Consider the following 13,877-nt stretch of genomic DNA (forward strand, 5'->3'; position numbering starts at 1 on the left):
GGTGGGCGGGCCCTATGCTTGACACCCCTTCCCCTGTCCGACTGCACGGACCCGCCATGGCCCAGCGCACCGTCTTCTACGTCTCCGACGGCACCGGCATCACCGCCGAAACCTTCGGCAACTCCATCCTTGCGCAGTTCGCGATCTCGGTCCGGCATGTCCGGCGGCCCTTCATCGACACCCCCGACAAGGCCCATCAGGTGGTCCGCGAGATTGCCGAGACCGGCGAGCGCGAGGGCCGCAAGCCCATCGTGTTCATCACCGTGATCGAACCCGAGGCGCACCGCATCGTCTGCTCGGCGCCGGCGCTGGTGATGGACATGTTCCGCACCTTCGTCGAACCGCTGGAGGATGAGCTGGGCATCACCTCCAACCACCGCGTCGGCCGCTTCTCGGACGTCTCCAAGAGCCAGGAGTACAGCGACCGCATCGAGGCCATCAACTTCACGCTGGCCCACGACGACGGCCAGTCCTCGAAGAACCTGGCCGAGGCCGACGTGATCCTGGTCGGCGTCAGCCGCTCGGGCAAGACGCCGACCTCGCTCTACCTGGCCATGCAGCACGGGGTGAAGGCCGCCAACTATCCGCTGATCCCCGAGGACTTCGACCGGGGCCACCTGCCGCCGGCCCTCAAGCCCTACAAGAGCAAATGCTTCGGCCTGACGATCGCACCCGACCGGCTGTCCGAGATCCGCAATGAGCGGCGGCCCAACAGCCGCTACGCCTCGCTCGAGAACTGCCGCGCCGAGGTCGCCCAGGCCGAACAGATGATGCGCCGCGACGGCATCGCCTGGCTCTCGTCCACGCACAAGTCGATCGAGGAGATCGCGACCACGATCCTGCGGGACATCCGGCCGGACCGGCTGGTGTACTGAAGCGCGACGGCGCCCCGCCCTCAGCGCGGGCTCGGGCGCAGGCTGGCGCCGGCGAAGCTCTGGCGCCAGGCCTCGGTCTCGTCCTCGGCTTGCATCGCCTGGCTGAAATGCACGTCCAGGCAATGGCTGCCGGGCAGCGTGCCCAACAGATGCGCGTGCAGCACCTTGCGGCCGCCGCTCTCGAGGATGTAGAGCACGAGGAAGTTGGCCGGATCAAGGGGCGCGCGGTAGATGCGGTCGCGGTCGGGCATGTCCGGCCGCTTGACCAGCTCGCGCAGAAAGCGCCCGGCGCAGACCCGGGTGCTGTCGGCTTCCGGCAGGGCCTGGGCATGCAGCTCGACCTGGAGCCCGGCCGTCCCCTTCAGGGCCGGCACGCTGACGACCACGCCCGGGTCGGGGAACGTCTGCTCGTAGGCGGGCGCCGGCAGGGCGACCGCCATCAGACCGCAGGCCAGCGCAAGGACAGGGGGCAGACGCATCTCGACGCTCCATCGCAGCCCGGGACCCGCGCCCGGCAGGGCTGCACTGTAGCCACAGCCGGTGCCGAGCGGGCCGGCCGGGGGCTTGCTGCGGGTCGTCCGCCCGGCGCGGCCCGGCCCCCGTGCGGGCTCAGGCCTCGGGCGCGGTGTCGGCCTCGTCCAGCCCGCCCTGCAGCAGACCGGGCAGCAGCTCGGCCGCGCGGGCTTCGGGCAGGGCCTCCACGCTGCGCAGACGGCGGTCCATGGCCCGGGTGCGCACCCCCGCGTCGTCCAGGGTCTTGCCGGCCTCGTCGATCTTCTTGCGGGTCTTCTCGAGGATGGCGCCGAATTTGCCGAACTCGGTCTTGACCGCGCCCAGCACCTCCCAGACCTCGGCCGAGCGCTTCTCCAGCGCCAGGGTGCGGAAGCCCATCTGCAGGCTGTTGAGAACGGCCAGCAGGGTGGTGGGGCCGGCCAGCATGACCTTGAACTCGCGCTGCAGGGCCTCGACCAGGCCCGGCCGGCGCAGGGCCTCGGCGTAGAGGCCCTCGGTGGGCACGAAGAGGATGGCGAAGTCGGTGGTGTGCGGCGGCGCGACGTACTTGTCGCGGATGCTGCGGGCCTCGGCACGCAGGCGGGCCTCGATGGCCTTGGCCGCGGCTTCCACGGCCGGCGCATCGGCACGCTCGTGGGCTTCCAGCAGACGCTCGTAGTCCTCGCGCGGGAACTTGGCGTCGATGGGCAGCCAGATCGGCGCCTCCGCCCCGCTGGCCGCCGGGCTGCGGCCGGGCAGGCGCAGGGCAAATTCCACCCGCTCGCTGCTGCCCGGCACGGTGGCGACATGGGTGGCGTACTGCTCGGGCGTGAAGACCTGCTCCAGCAAGCCCGCCAGCTGCACCTCGCCGAAGATGCCGCGCGTCTTCACATTGCTCAGCACGCGGTTGAGCGAGCCGACATCGCGCGCCAGGCCCTGCATCTCGCCCAGGCCCTTGTGCACCTGCTCGAGCCGGTCGGCCACCTGCTTGAAGCTCTCGCCCAGGCGCGCCTCCAGCGTGGCGTGCAGCTTCTCGTCGACGGTGGCGCGCATCTGTTCGAGCTTCTTCTCGTTGTCGGCGGCCAGGCTGGCCAGGCGCTGCTCGACGCCGGCCTGCACGGCCGCCAGGCGCTGCTCGACGGTCTGGCGCAGTTCGTTCAGGCGCTGGGCCTGCTGCTCGCCGAGCTGGCGCAGCTGGCCCAGCTGGGCCTCGGCGGCCTGCGCCTGGGCCGCGCTCAGGGCCTCGGTGAGACGCTGCTGGCCGGCCCCGATCTGCGCCGTCGCGGCCTGCTGCGCCTCGGTCTGGGCCTGGGCCTGGCGCAGCGCACCGGCCTCCACGGCCTCGCGCAGGCGGGCAAAGGCGGCATCCTGCGCCTCCCGGGCGGTCTGTCCGCTGTGGGTCAGCTCGCGGGTGGTGGCGGCCAGGGTGTCGGCCATGCTCTGCTGCATCGTGGCCAGCTGGGCACGGAAGCTGTCGATCTGCTCGTTCTGCGTGCGCGCCACATCACCCGCCTGGGTCAGCAAGGTCTGCTGCATCAGGGCCAGGGTCTGGTTCTGCTCGCCGCGGTTGGCGCGGGCGCTGTCGTGCAGCTCGCGCAGCAGGCGGTCGCTGTCCTGCTGTCGGGCCTGGGCCAGGGCCTGCACGGCAGCCAGGGTGGCTGCCTGGGCGGGCGAATCGTCGGCTCGCTGCGCCCGCAGGCGCAGCAGCAAGACGAGGTTCAGCGCCAGCAGCGCCAGGGCCAGGGCGGCCAGGGGGAGAAGGATCCAGTCGGGCATGGCGCGGATTCTCGGCCCTGCCCTGCCCGCACCGGCCCGCGGGGCCGGCCCGGCGGCTCAGCGGCCGGGCAGCATGCGGCGCAGGGTGTTGTCGCCGAGCTTGTAATGGTGGAAGAGCGCGGCCGCCGCATGCAGGCCGACCAGGCCGTAGAACACGCGGCCGATGTCGCCATGCCAGCCGCGGATGACCTTGGCCAAGGCCTCGTCGGGTGCTGCCAGCGGCGGCAGCTGCAGACCGAAGAAGGGGATCGGATCGCCCCGCAGGCTGAGGATGAACCAGCCCGCCAGCGGCATGCCGAACATGATCAGGTAGAGGGCCGCGTGGGCGGCATGGGCCAGCGCGGTCTGCAGCCGGGGCGGCGCCGGCACGATCGGCGGCGTGCCACCGCGCAGCCGGGCGATCAGGCGCACGCCGACCAGGGCCAGCACCAGCAGGCCCAGGCTGAAATGCGCGGCGCGGAAGAAGGCGCGCTCGGGGGTGCCCCGCTCGAAAAAGATGCGCGTCTCGACGAAGAAGACGGTCAGGGCGATCACGGCCAGCATCAGCCAGTGCAGCAGCACGCTCAGCTGGCTGTAGCGGGTCGGCGGGGTCGGGGGCGTGCGGGGCATGGCGGCGGGATCCAGGGGACGGGGGAGCGGTCGGGCGCGCGCATCCTGCGCAGCCCGGACCGGGTCGGCAAGGGGGCGGGCCCTCGCCGGGATGATTTCCCGCGGTCGCAGGGGCCGGCCGCGGGCCGGCTCAGACGGGCGCGGGCTTCGGCGCCGGGGCCGGCGGCCGACCGGCGTCGGGGCCGCAGTCGAGGGCGGCCACCAGGTTGTCGACCGCCAGGCCGACCATGGCCCGACGGGTGGCCAGCGAGCCGCTGCCGATGTGCGGCGTCAGCACCAGGTTGGGCGCGCTCAGCAGGGCCGGGTGCAGGGCCGGCTCGTTCTCGTAGACGTCCAGGCCGGCCGCGCCGATCGTGCCGGCCTCCAGCGCCCGGGCCAGGGCGGCATCGTCGACGATGCCGCCGCGCGCGATGTTGACCAGGGTGGCCCCGGGCTTCATCGCGGCCAGCTCGGCCGCGCCGATGATGTGGTGGCTGGCCGGCGTGTAGGGCAGCACCAGCACCAGGTGATCGGCCTCGGCCAGCAGGCCGTCCTTGGTGACCCAGCGCGCGCCCAGGGCCTGCTCGGTCTCCACCGGCAGCCGCGAGCGGTTGTGATAGACGACCTTCATGCCGAAGCCCAGCGCGCCGCGCCGCGCCACGGCCTGGCCGATGCGGCCCATGCCCAGGATGCCCAGGGTGCTGCCGTGCACGTCGGCGCCGGCGAACTGGTCGATCGCCCACTTCGTCCATTCGCCGCGGCGCAGGTAGCGCTCGGCCTCCGACAGCTTGCGGGCCGCGGCCAGCAGCAGCGCGAAACCGAGATCGGCCGTGGTCTCGTTCAGCACGTCGGGCGTGTGGGTGACGAGCACGCCGCGGGCGGCGCAGGCGTGCAGGTCGATGTTGTTCAGCCCCACCGCGATGTTGCTCACCACGCGCAGCTGGGGGTGGGCGTCGAGCAGCGCGGCGTCCACCCGCTCGCCGGCCGTGCACATCAGGCCGACGCAGCCAGCCAGGCGCGCGCGGAGTTCGGCCGCCGACCACAGCGTGTCGTCGGGGTTGTCCAGCAGCTCGAAGTGCTCGGCCAGGCGGGCCTGCAGGTCCGGAAAGATGCGACGGGTGATGAGCACGCGCGGGCGGCTGGGGGGCGGAAAGGCGGCCATGCGGAGGGGACGGTGGGATGGGTTCGGGACAGGCGACGGCAGGCCCTCAGGGCGCGGTGGCCGCCTCGTCGATCAGGATCACATGCACGCGGTAGGGCCCGTGCGCGCCGATGACGATGGTCTGCTCGATGTCGGCCGTGCGCGAGGGACCGGACACGGTGTTGAAGCCGCGCGGGATCTGGCCCAGTTCGCGGCGCATGCGCTCGAAGGCGTCTTCCTGATGCGCGTCGATGCGGTCGACCGGCAGCAGCACGAGGTGGGTCTCGGGCAGCAGGTGGGCGGCGGCCGGGCGGCTGGGGCTGCTGGCGAAGACGAGCGAGCCGGTCTCGGCCACCGCGCAGAAGCAGTCGGTGACCGCCAGCAGGTCACCGTCGCGCGGCGCGCGCGCCTCCAGGGCCAGGCCGGCGCCGGCCCAGTCCAGCCCGGCCAGGGCCGGCGACGCCACGCCGCGGCCCGGCAGGCCCAGTCCGGCCAGATGCCGGGCGACGGCGGCCGGCGCCTCGGCCCAGGTGGCGACACGGTCCAGGCGGGTTTCAAGCCGGGCGGCCATGCGCTGGAAGTGCGCGACCGGGTCGCCCTCCAGCGCGGGCAGCGGGCCGCGCGGATGCTCGGCCAGCCAGCGGGCCCGTTCGGCTGCCTCGGCGGGTTTCTGCAGCGCATCGCGGCCCTGGCGGCTGCGGATGCGGGCCAGGATGCGGGCGCGGGCGGTCGAGGTGTCCATGGGCGGATTCTCTCCAGAGGGGGCCTCAGGCGGGGCGCGGCCAGCGGGCGCGGTGCTCGGCGGCCAGGCGCCAGGTCTCGAGCTGGATCTCGACCGTCTCCTCGATCACCTCGCCGTAGCCGCCCCCCATGCAGAAGGCCAGCGGCACGCGGCGGGCAAGTGCGGCGGCGAAGACGCGACGGTCCCGCTCGGCCAGCCCCTGCGCGCTGAGCGCGAGCCGGCCCAGACGGTCGCCGGCGTAGGGGTCGGCCCCGGCCAGGTAGAGGATCAGATCCGGCCGGGGCGCCCAGGCCCAGACGCGGTCGAGCGCCGCGTCGAGCGCGTCCAGGTAGGCCGCGTCGCCGGTGCCGTCGGGCAGGTCCACCTCATCGCGGCCGGGCACCTTGCGGAAGGGGAAGTTCTTTTCGCCGTGCATCGACAAGGTGTAGATCGCCGGATCGGCGCCCAGGATGGCCGCCGTGCCATTGCCCTGGTGCACGTCGAGGTCGATCACCGCGATGCGCGGCGGCGGCGCGCCGGTCGCCGCACGTTCGGCCTGGAAGACCCGGGCCGCCACGGCCAGGTCGTTGAACACGCAGAAGCCGCCGCCGGCCTCGGCCGCGGCGTGGTGGGTGCCGCCGGCCAGGTTGCCGGCCAGGCCCTCGCGCAGCGCGTCGCGCATCGCGGCCACGGTGGCCCCGACCGAGCGGCGCGAGCGCTCGACCATGTCGGGCGACCAGGGAAAGCCGATCTCCCGCTGCATGGCAGGCGGCAGGCTGCCCTCGACCACGCCGCGCACATAGCCGGCGGTGTGGGCGCGCAGCAGCTCGGCATCGCTCGCGGCCGGGGCCTCGTGCAGCTCGACGTCCGGCAGGCGGGCCGCGATGGCCTCGCGCAGCAGCCGGTACTTCTGCATCGGGAAGCGGTGGCCGGGGGGCAAGGGCAGCACGAAGCGGTCGCTGCTGTAGCCACGGAGCCGGGGCACGGCGGGGCGGGGCGGGGGGAGGACGGCGGCCATGGGCCCGGAGTCTCGCCGCGCACCGGACCCCGCGTGTCGGGCCCTGTCATTCAGGCGTCTTGAGATGGCGCGAAAGTTTTTTGTGCATCGCAGCAAAAAACGCTTGCGCTGCACCGGAAGCTCCGTATACTTGCGTCCATGCTGCAGTGCAACAAACATGCAGCACTGCACGGAGGCTCCGGTCTCCCCTCCATCCGATCCGTCCTCACCAAGGAGTTCACCATGTCCAACGCCGAACAAGTTCTCGCCGCCCAGAAGGCCAGCGTCGAAACCCTCTTCACCCTGACCCAGAAGGCCTTCGAAGGCGTGGAAAAGCTGGTCGAGCTGAACCTGCAAGTCGCCAAGGCTTCGCTGGGTGAAGTCGCCGAGCACACCAAGGCCTCGCTGTCGGTCAAGGATGCCCAGGAACTGCTGGCCCTGAACACCGCCCTGCTGCAACCGGCCGCCGAGAAGGCCGCCGCCTACAGCCGCACCGTGTACGACATCGTCAGCGCCACCGGCACCGAAGTGTCGAAGCTGGCCGAAGGCCAGGTCGCCGAAGCCCAGAAGAAGTTCGCCACCCTGGTGGACACCGCCGCCAAGAACGCCCCGGCCGGCTCGGAGAACGCCGTCGCCCTGGTGAAGTCGGCCATCGCCGCCGCCACCAACGCCGTGGAATCGGTGCAGAAGGCCGCCAAGCAAGCCGCTGAAGTGACCGAAGCCAATCTGCAAGCCCTGAGCGCCACCGCCGCCAAGGCCACCGCCGCCGTCAAGCCGGCCGCCCGCCGCGGCTGATGCCCGGCCGCCGGAGCCTTCGGGCTCCGGCCCCTGCTTCATGTCTGTCTCCTCGGATCCCGCAGGGATCTTGTGCCCGGTGTGCCCCACGGCCCACCGGGCTCTTTTCTTTCGGGGCCTCAGCGAGGCGGCAGGGCCGGGGTTTCGCGGCGCAGGGCGCGGCGCAATGCGGGCAGGGCCGCACGGGCGGCGTCCCGGCCGGCATCGATCGCGCGCTGGCGCTGGGTGAAGTCGGCGCCCGAAAGACCGTCCAGCGCCGGGCGCAGCACCAGGTCGGCGCCCTGCAGCTCCCAGCGGTTCAGGCTGCGGCCCATGATGGCGAAGGTCTGCAGCAGCATGCGCAGCGGGTCGCCGGTGGCCTGGCCCTCGGGCGCGGCCGAGATGTCGACGGCCAGCACCAGCTCGGCACCCATCTGGCGTGCGAAGCGCACCGGCACCGGGGCGACGAGACCGCCATCCACGTATTCACGGCCATTGATCCGCACCGGCTGGAAGACCGCCGGCACCGCGCTGGATGCGCGCACCGCGGTGCCCGGGTCGCCGCGGCGGAAGAGCACGGGCTCGCCGTTGCCCAGGTCGGTGGCGACGATGCCCAACGGCTTGCCCATGCCCTCGATCAGCTTGCCCTCGGTGTGCTCGCGCACGTAGCGGGCCAGGGCCTCGCCGCGCAGCAGGCCGCGGCCGGTGAAGGTCCAGTCGCTGATGGCCGATTCGTCCATGCTGCGGGCCAGCGAGGCCAGCTCGGTGCCGCTCTTGCCCGAGGCCCACATCGCCGCGACCAGGCTGCCGGCCGAGGTGCCGACCACGCAGTACACCGGAATGCCCTCGGCCTCCAGCACCTGGATGACGCCGATGTGGGCGAAGCCCCGGGCCGCGCCGCCCCCCAGGGCCAGGCCCAGGCGCGGAGGCGGAAGGACCACCGGGGGGGCGGGCGGCGGGGCGGGGAGCGCCGGGCTCGCGGCCCCGGCGGGGGGCTCGGCCGGCGGCGGGGCGGGGGACGGCAGGCTGGCACAGCCCACCAGCGCAGCCAGCAGCAGCTGGCTGCTTATGTGGCGCAGCCACACCCTCTTATCTCTCTTATGCATAAATATCAGACTTAAAAATACTTTCGAAGCTTTGGACTGACCCTTAGCATCGCGCGCTCGCTGCGGCGGGGACCCACCCGCCTTGCAGCCTGCCGACATCATGAAAATCCGCGACCTCGACCTCAGCGACCACCCGATCAATGCCGAGCACCAGGCCCTGGGCCTGCCGCCGGTGGAGCAGTCGCTGACCCACGCCGCCGACCATCCGGTGCTGCGGGTGGCGAGCTGGGCGGTGATCTTCCTGCTGACCGGGGCCACCATGTACCTGCTGGCCCGCCTGTTCAACCAGGCCGACGGCCACAGCGCGCTGCAGACGGTGGCCGAGACGCTGCAGGGCTCGGCCTTCTGGAGTGCGGTGGCCGTGGGCCTGCTGGCCCAGATTGTCGACGGCGCCCTGGGCATGGCCTACGGCATCACCTCGACCAGCTTCCTGCTGGCCACGGGCAGCAGCCCCGCGGTGGCCAGCGCGGCGGTGCACATTGCCGAAGTCTTCACCACCGGCGTGTCGGGCATCGCCCACATCAAGCTCGGCAATGTGAACAAGAGCCTCTTCCTGCGCCTGCTGCTGCCGGGCATGACCGGCGCCATCGCCGGCGCCTGGCTGCTCTCCAGCGTCGACGGCAAGGCCATGAAGCCCTTCGTGTCGGCCTACCTGCTGCTGATGGGCCTGTACGTGGTCAGCAAGATCTTCCGCAAGATCAAGCCGCGCCGCGACGAGCCCCGCCATGTGGCCAAGCTGGGCCTGCTCGGCGGCTTCGTCGACGCGGTCGGCGGCGGGGGCTGGGGCCCGGTGGTCACCACCACCCTGGTCGGCACCGGCCATGATCCGCGCATGACCATCGGTTCGGTCAACCTCGCCGAGTTCTTCCTGACCTTCGTCAGCGCCATCGCCTTCGCCGTGCTGGTCGGCGAGCAGCCCTGGCCGACGGTGGCCGGCCTGGTGGTCGGCGGCCTGTTCGCCGCGCCGTTCGCGGCCTACCTCACCTCGCGCCTGAGCACCCGCACCCTGCTGATCCTGGTCGGCAGCGTGATCTCCCTGATCAGCACCTACAACCTGGCTCGCGCCCTGGGCTGAAGCGCCCCACCCCGCCATGTACCAATACACCGACTTCGACCGCCAGTTCGTCCGCCAGCGCGCCGCGCAGTTCCGCGACCAGCTCGAGCGCAACCTGGCCGGCGTGCTGACCGACGACGACTTCCGCCCGCTGCGCCTGCAGAACGGCTGGTATGTGCAGCGCCACGCGCCCATGCTGCGGGTGGCCGTGCCCTATGGCGAGCTGAGCAGCCGGCAGCTGCGCCAGCTGGCCCGCATCGCGCGCGAGTACGACGTGGTCGAGGACGGTCCCTTCAAGGGCCAGGGCGGCTTCGGCCACTTCACGACGCGGCAGAACCTGCAATACAACTGGATTCCGCTGAAGAAGGCGGCCGATGTGATGGACCTGCTGGCCGAGGTCGACATGCACGGCATCCAGACCAGCGGCAACTGCATCCGCAACATCACCAGCGACGCGCTGGCCGGCATCGCGCCCGACGAGATCGTCGACCCGCGGCCCTATGCCGAGATCCTGCGCCAGTGGTCCACCCTGCACCCCGAATTCGCCTTCCTGCCGCGCAAGTTCAAGATCGCGATCACCGGCGCCACCGAGGACCGGGCCGCCACCGCCTGGCATGACATCGGCCTGCACGTGCTGAAGAACGCGGCCGGCGAGGTCGGCTTCCGCGTGCTGGTGGGGGGCGGCATGGGCCGCACGCCGGTGGTGGCCACCGAGATCGCCGCCTTCGTGCCCTGGCAGCAGATCCTCGTGTTCATCGAAGCCATCGTCCGCGTCTACAACCGCTTCGGCCGGCGCGACAACATGTACAAGGCGCGGATCAAGATCCTCGTCAAGGCCGAGGGCCAGGCCTTCATCGATGCGGTGCAGGCCGAGTTCCAGGCCATCCTCCAGCGCGATGTCGACGGCGACCGCCACCTGATCCCGCAGGCCGAGCTGGACCGCGTGGCCGCCTGCTTCCCCCTGCCCGCGGGCCTGACGGCCGCCGACGCCGACGCCCTGCCTGCCGGCGACGGCAGCCCGGCCTACCAGCGCTGGCTGCAACGCAATGTGCATGCGCACCGCCTGCCGGGCTACCGTGCGGTGACCCTGTCCTACAAGCGCGTGGGCCAGGCCCCGGGCGACGCCACGGCCGACCAGCTGGACGCCGCCGCCGAGCTGGTCGAGCGTTTCTCGCTCGGCGAGAGCCGCGTCACCCACGACCAGAACCTGCTGCTGCCCTGGGTGCGCGCGAGCGAGCTGCCGGCCGTCTACGCCGAGGCCAAGCGCCTGGGCCTGTCGACGCCGAACATCGGCCTGCTGACCGACATGATCGCCTGCCCCGGCGGCGACTTCTGTGCCCTGGCCAACGCCCGCTCGCTGCCCCTGGCCGCGGCAATCACCGAGCGCTACCAGGACCTCGACGAGCTCGACGACCTGGGCGACATCGACCTGCACATCAGCGGCTGCATCAACAGCTGCGGCCACCATCACAGCGGCCACATCGGCGTGCTCGGCGTCGACAAGGACGGCAGCGAGTGGTACCAGGTCACCCTGGGCGGCTCCGACGGGTCCCGCCTGTCGGGCGGCAGCGTGGCCGGCAAGGTCATCGGCCCGAGCTTCGCGGCCGACGAGATCGCCGACGCCGTGGAGGCCGTGATCGACACCTACCGCACGCAGCGCAGCGGTGCGGCCGAGCGCTTCATCGACACCGTGCGCCGCATCGGTCTCGACCCCTTCAAGCAGGCCGCCAACGCGGTGCGCCGTTCGACCGCCGCCGCCTGAGCGCCCCAGGAGCCCCGCCATGAAGTTCATCGACCTGCACGACCACGAGGCCTGGCACCCCGCCGGCGGCGAGGACGGCCCGCCCGTCAACATCACGCCCTCGGCCAATCTGCTGCTCAGCATCGAGCAGTGGCACGCCATCCGCGCGCAATGGCCGGCGGCCCTGCCGGTGGGCGTGAGCCTGCCCAACACCGCCGACGTCGAAGAAGCTCTGGGCAGCGCGCTGGGCCCGATCACCCTGATCGCCCTGCACTTCCCGAAGTGGACCGACGGCCGCGCCTACACCCAGGCCCGCCTGCTGCGCCAGCGCCTGCGCTTCGCCGGCGAGATCCGCGCCACCGGCGAGGTGCTGGTGGACATGCTGCCGCTGATGAAGCGCACTGGCTTCGACGCCGCGGTGCTGCGCAGCGACCAGCGGCGCGACGTGGCCGAGAAGACTCTGGCCTTCTTCGCCGAGGGCCATTACCAGGGCGATGTGCAGGACAGCCGCCCCTGGTTCCTTCGCGCCGGGAGCGCCGCGTGAGCGCGGACGGCTCGACCCTCTCCGCCCTGCCCGGCGCAGAGGCGCCGGCCGGCTCGGCCATCGCGCTCTATGCGCGCAAGGGCCCGGGCTTCGAAGCCAAGCTGGCCGCCACGATCGAGCGCCTGCGCCGTGCCGCCGCCGCCCATCCGGACCGCATCGTGCAGGCCACCAGCCTCGGTGCCGAGGACATGGTCCTCACCGACCTGATCGCCCGCCACCGCCTGCCCATCGCGATCGGCACGCTGGAAACCGGTGCGCTGCATGCCGAAACGGTCGGCCTGATCGCCCGCATCACCGCCCACTACGGCCTGGCCGTCGAGATCTACCGTCCGCAGGCCGAGGCGGTCATCACCTTCGTGCGCGAGCACGGCGAGCGCGCCATGTACGAGAGCCTGGCCCTGCGCAAGGCCTGCTGCGGCCTGCGCAAGCTGGAGCCCCTGGGCCGCATGCTCAAGGATCGCAGTGCCTGGATCACCGGCCTGCGCCGTGAGCAGAGCGACGCCCGCGGCGAGGTGCCTTTCGAGGACCGCGACGATGCCGGCCGCCTCAAGCTCAATGCCCTGGCCGACTGGAGCTGGGGCGAGGTCTGGGCCTACATCGCCGAGCACGGCGTGCCCTTCAACCCCCTGCACGACCAGTTCATGCCCAGCATCGGCTGCGCGCCCTGCACCCGTGCCATCGCCGTGGGCGAACCCTTCCGCGCCGGCCGCTGGTGGTGGGAGGACGAGCAGGCCAAGGAGTGCGGCCTGCACGTGAGCCAGGCCCCCGCCGCCCGCTGAGCGCCCGCCCATGGCCTCCCCTGCCCTGCTTCCGGTCGTCTTCCTCGGCGCCGGCCCCGGCCCCGTCGACCTGCTCACCCTGCGCGGCGCGCAGCGCCTGGCCGCGGCCGAGGTGGTGCTGTTCGACGCCCTGACCGACGTCGAGGGCTTCCGCCGCCTCGCGCCCGGGGCCCGCTGGATCGATGTCGGCAAGCGCGGCTTCTCCGGTCGCCCGGGCTGCGACGCCTCGGGCCAGGCACGCATCAACCACCTGCTGGTCCAGCATGCGCGGGCCGGTTCGCGCGTGCTGCGCCTGAAGGGCGGCGACCCGAGCCTGTTCGGCCGCCTGGAAGAGGAACTGGAGGCCGTGGCGGCCGCCGGCCTGCAGGCCGAGGTGGTGCCCGGCGTCAGTGCCGCGCTCGCCGCAGCAGCCGACCTGCAGCGCCCGCTGACCCGCCGCGGCCGCGGCCGCAGCGTCTGCTTCAGCACCGCGGTCAGCGCGGTGCCGGCCGCCGAGACCCCGGCCGGCCAGCCGCCGCAGGGCCGGCTCGAAGGGCCGGCCGGTCCGCGCGCCGACACCGAAGTCTTCTACATGGCCGGCAAGCAGCTCGCCGGGCTGGGCCGCCGCCTGCTCGCCGCCGGCTGGGCCGCGGACACGCCGGTCGCGGTCGTCTCGCGCGCCGGCTGCGCCGACCGGCTCGACAGCAGCCACCGCCTCGACGGCCTGGCCGCCGCCGCCGTGCTGCATGCGGGCCGGCCCACCGTGGTCTGCCTTGGCGTCGGCGCCGAAGCCCTGCCGACGCCACCGCATGCGGATTGCGCCATGCTTCATGCGCACAAGGCCCGGGCGCCGCGCAGCCTCGGATCCGACGCCTAAAATTCAGGGTTTTTGCCCCTTGCGGCGCCTCGCGGCGCGGCAGCTCCCAACCTACCGCCCAGAGCCCCGTCATGACCCACGTCGTCACCGAAGCCTGCATCCGCTGCAAGTACACCGACTGCGTCGACGTCTGCCCCGTCGACTGCTTCCGCGAAGGCCCGAACTTCCTCGTCATCGATCCCGACGAGTGCATCGACTGCGCGGTCTGCATTCCCGAATGCCCGGTCGGCGCCATCGTCCCCGAAGAGGACGTGCCAACCGCGCAGCTGCCCTTCATCAAGCTCAATGCCGAGCTGTCCCGCCAGTGGCCCAGCATCACCAAGCGCAAGGGTGCGCTGCCCGATGCCGACGACTGGAAGGACAAGACCGACAAGCTGGGCGAGCTCATCCGCTGAGCCTGGCGCAACCCCTCCCGATCTCCTGACGAGCCCCA

The 13,877-nt window shown here is 72.3% G+C and carries 15 protein-coding genes; 8 read left to right on the top strand and 7 right to left on the bottom strand.

The annotated features are described in order from the left end of the window. Positions 1-56: 56 nt before the first annotated feature. A complete protein-coding gene (gene ppsR / locus H4F90_RS04710) occupies positions 57-875 on the top strand; it encodes a posphoenolpyruvate synthetase regulatory kinase/phosphorylase PpsR (RefSeq protein WP_182661934.1) in 819 nt (272 codons plus the stop codon). A gap of 20 nt (positions 876-895) precedes the next feature. Here ppsR and H4F90_RS04715 read toward each other — a convergent pair whose 3' ends face one another. From H4F90_RS04715 to H4F90_RS04740, 6 genes are all read right to left on the bottom strand, one after another. Continuing rightward, positions 896-1,354 carry a hypothetical protein gene (locus H4F90_RS04715; RefSeq protein ID WP_182661936.1) on the bottom strand — a complete coding sequence of 153 codons (459 nt, stop codon included), beginning with the start codon at positions 1,352-1,354 and terminating at the stop codon, positions 896-898. A 130-nt stretch (positions 1,355-1,484) separates the two neighbouring features. Then, positions 1,485-2,903, bottom strand: a complete 1,419-nt coding sequence (locus H4F90_RS04720; RefSeq protein WP_235972051.1) for a DNA recombination protein RmuC — start codon at positions 2,901-2,903, stop codon at positions 1,485-1,487. A 297-nt stretch (positions 2,904-3,200) separates the two neighbouring features. Then, complete coding sequence (locus tag H4F90_RS04725; RefSeq protein ID WP_182661941.1) at positions 3,201-3,752, bottom strand: cytochrome b; 552 nt, start codon at positions 3,750-3,752, stop codon at positions 3,201-3,203. A gap of 130 nt (positions 3,753-3,882) precedes the next feature. Continuing rightward, entirely contained in the window at positions 3,883-4,893 is a 1,011-nt protein-coding gene (locus H4F90_RS04730) for a 2-hydroxyacid dehydrogenase (protein ID WP_182661942.1), read from the bottom strand. A gap of 46 nt (positions 4,894-4,939) precedes the next feature. Continuing rightward, entirely contained in the window at positions 4,940-5,614 is a 675-nt protein-coding gene (locus tag H4F90_RS04735) for a LutC/YkgG family protein (protein ID WP_182661944.1), read from the bottom strand. 25 nt (positions 5,615-5,639) lie between these two features. Then, entirely contained in the window at positions 5,640-6,611 is a 972-nt protein-coding gene (locus H4F90_RS04740) for a histone deacetylase family protein (RefSeq protein WP_182661946.1), read from the bottom strand. Positions 6,612-6,833: 222 nt separating this feature from the next. On the opposite strand from H4F90_RS04740, the gene H4F90_RS04745 reads away from it, so the two are divergent. Next, entirely contained in the window at positions 6,834-7,385 is a 552-nt protein-coding gene (locus H4F90_RS04745; RefSeq protein ID WP_182661948.1) for a phasin family protein, read from the top strand. 119 nt (positions 7,386-7,504) lie between these two features. Here H4F90_RS04745 and H4F90_RS04750 read toward each other — a convergent pair whose 3' ends face one another. Then, positions 7,505-8,470 carry a patatin-like phospholipase family protein gene (locus H4F90_RS04750; protein WP_182661950.1) on the bottom strand — a complete coding sequence of 322 codons (966 nt, stop codon included), beginning with the start codon at positions 8,468-8,470 and terminating at the stop codon, positions 7,505-7,507. A gap of 100 nt (positions 8,471-8,570) precedes the next feature. On the opposite strand from H4F90_RS04750, the gene H4F90_RS04755 reads away from it, so the two are divergent. The 6 genes from H4F90_RS04755 (at position 8,571) to fdxA (ending at position 13,839) form a co-directional block, all read left to right on the top strand. Then, positions 8,571-9,545: a sulfite exporter TauE/SafE family protein gene (locus H4F90_RS04755; RefSeq protein WP_182661952.1), complete on the top strand. Its 975-nt coding sequence runs from the start codon at positions 8,571-8,573 to the stop codon at positions 9,543-9,545. 16 nt (positions 9,546-9,561) lie between these two features. Further along, positions 9,562-11,286: a nitrite/sulfite reductase gene (locus H4F90_RS04760; protein ID WP_182661954.1), complete on the top strand. Its 1,725-nt coding sequence runs from the start codon at positions 9,562-9,564 to the stop codon at positions 11,284-11,286. A 19-nt stretch (positions 11,287-11,305) separates the two neighbouring features. After that, a complete protein-coding gene (locus tag H4F90_RS04765; protein ID WP_182661956.1) occupies positions 11,306-11,809 on the top strand; it encodes a DUF934 domain-containing protein in 504 nt (167 codons plus the stop codon). Continuing rightward, entirely contained in the window at positions 11,806-12,588 is a 783-nt protein-coding gene (locus H4F90_RS04770) for a phosphoadenylyl-sulfate reductase (RefSeq protein ID WP_407926156.1), read from the top strand. The genes H4F90_RS04765 and H4F90_RS04770 overlap by 4 nt, the downstream gene beginning before the upstream one ends. A gap of 10 nt (positions 12,589-12,598) precedes the next feature. Further along, entirely contained in the window at positions 12,599-13,444 is an 846-nt protein-coding gene (cobA, locus tag H4F90_RS04775; protein ID WP_235971954.1) for a uroporphyrinogen-III C-methyltransferase, read from the top strand. 71 nt (positions 13,445-13,515) lie between these two features. Continuing rightward, positions 13,516-13,839, top strand: a complete 324-nt coding sequence (gene fdxA, locus H4F90_RS04780; RefSeq protein ID WP_182661958.1) for a ferredoxin FdxA — start codon at positions 13,516-13,518, stop codon at positions 13,837-13,839. Positions 13,840-13,877: the final 38 nt, after the last annotated feature.

Source organism: Aquariibacter albus, from assembly GCF_014145335.1.
Lineage (GTDB): Bacteria > Pseudomonadota > Gammaproteobacteria > Burkholderiales > Burkholderiaceae_C > Aquariibacter > Aquariibacter albus.

What these genes read in the sequence shown, in the direction of transcription:
- H4F90_RS04720 (WP_235972051.1), bottom strand. Translation starts at nt 2,903, where the DNA reads ATGCAGCAGACCTTGCTGACCCAGGCGGGTGATGTGGCGCGCACGCAG.
- ppsR (WP_182661934.1), top strand. Translation starts at nt 57, where the DNA reads ATGGCCCAGCGCACCGTCTTCTACGTCTCCGACGGCACCGGCATCACC.
- fdxA (WP_182661958.1), top strand. Translation starts at nt 13,516, where the DNA reads ATGACCCACGTCGTCACCGAAGCCTGCATCCGCTGCAAGTACACCGAC.
- H4F90_RS04760 (WP_182661954.1), top strand. Translation starts at nt 9,562, where the DNA reads ATGTACCAATACACCGACTTCGACCGCCAGTTCGTCCGCCAGCGCGCC.
- H4F90_RS04725 (WP_182661941.1), bottom strand. Translation starts at nt 3,752, where the DNA reads ATGCCCCGCACGCCCCCGACCCCGCCGACCCGCTACAGCCAGCTGAGC.
- H4F90_RS04735 (WP_182661944.1), bottom strand. Translation starts at nt 5,614, where the DNA reads ATGGACACCTCGACCGCCCGCGCCCGCATCCTGGCCCGCATCCGCAGC.
- H4F90_RS04745 (WP_182661948.1), top strand. Translation starts at nt 6,834, where the DNA reads ATGTCCAACGCCGAACAAGTTCTCGCCGCCCAGAAGGCCAGCGTCGAA.
- H4F90_RS04730 (WP_182661942.1), bottom strand. Translation starts at nt 4,893, where the DNA reads ATGGCCGCCTTTCCGCCCCCCAGCCGCCCGCGCGTGCTCATCACCCGT.
- H4F90_RS04740 (WP_182661946.1), bottom strand. Translation starts at nt 6,611, where the DNA reads ATGGCCGCCGTCCTCCCCCCGCCCCGCCCCGCCGTGCCCCGGCTCCGT.
- H4F90_RS04765 (WP_182661956.1), top strand. Translation starts at nt 11,306, where the DNA reads ATGAAGTTCATCGACCTGCACGACCACGAGGCCTGGCACCCCGCCGGC.
- H4F90_RS04750 (WP_182661950.1), bottom strand. Translation starts at nt 8,470, where the DNA reads ATGCATAAGAGAGATAAGAGGGTGTGGCTGCGCCACATAAGCAGCCAG.
- cobA (WP_235971954.1), top strand. Translation starts at nt 12,599, where the DNA reads ATGGCCTCCCCTGCCCTGCTTCCGGTCGTCTTCCTCGGCGCCGGCCCC.
- H4F90_RS04715 (WP_182661936.1), bottom strand. Translation starts at nt 1,354, where the DNA reads ATGCGTCTGCCCCCTGTCCTTGCGCTGGCCTGCGGTCTGATGGCGGTC.
- H4F90_RS04755 (WP_182661952.1), top strand. Translation starts at nt 8,571, where the DNA reads ATGAAAATCCGCGACCTCGACCTCAGCGACCACCCGATCAATGCCGAG.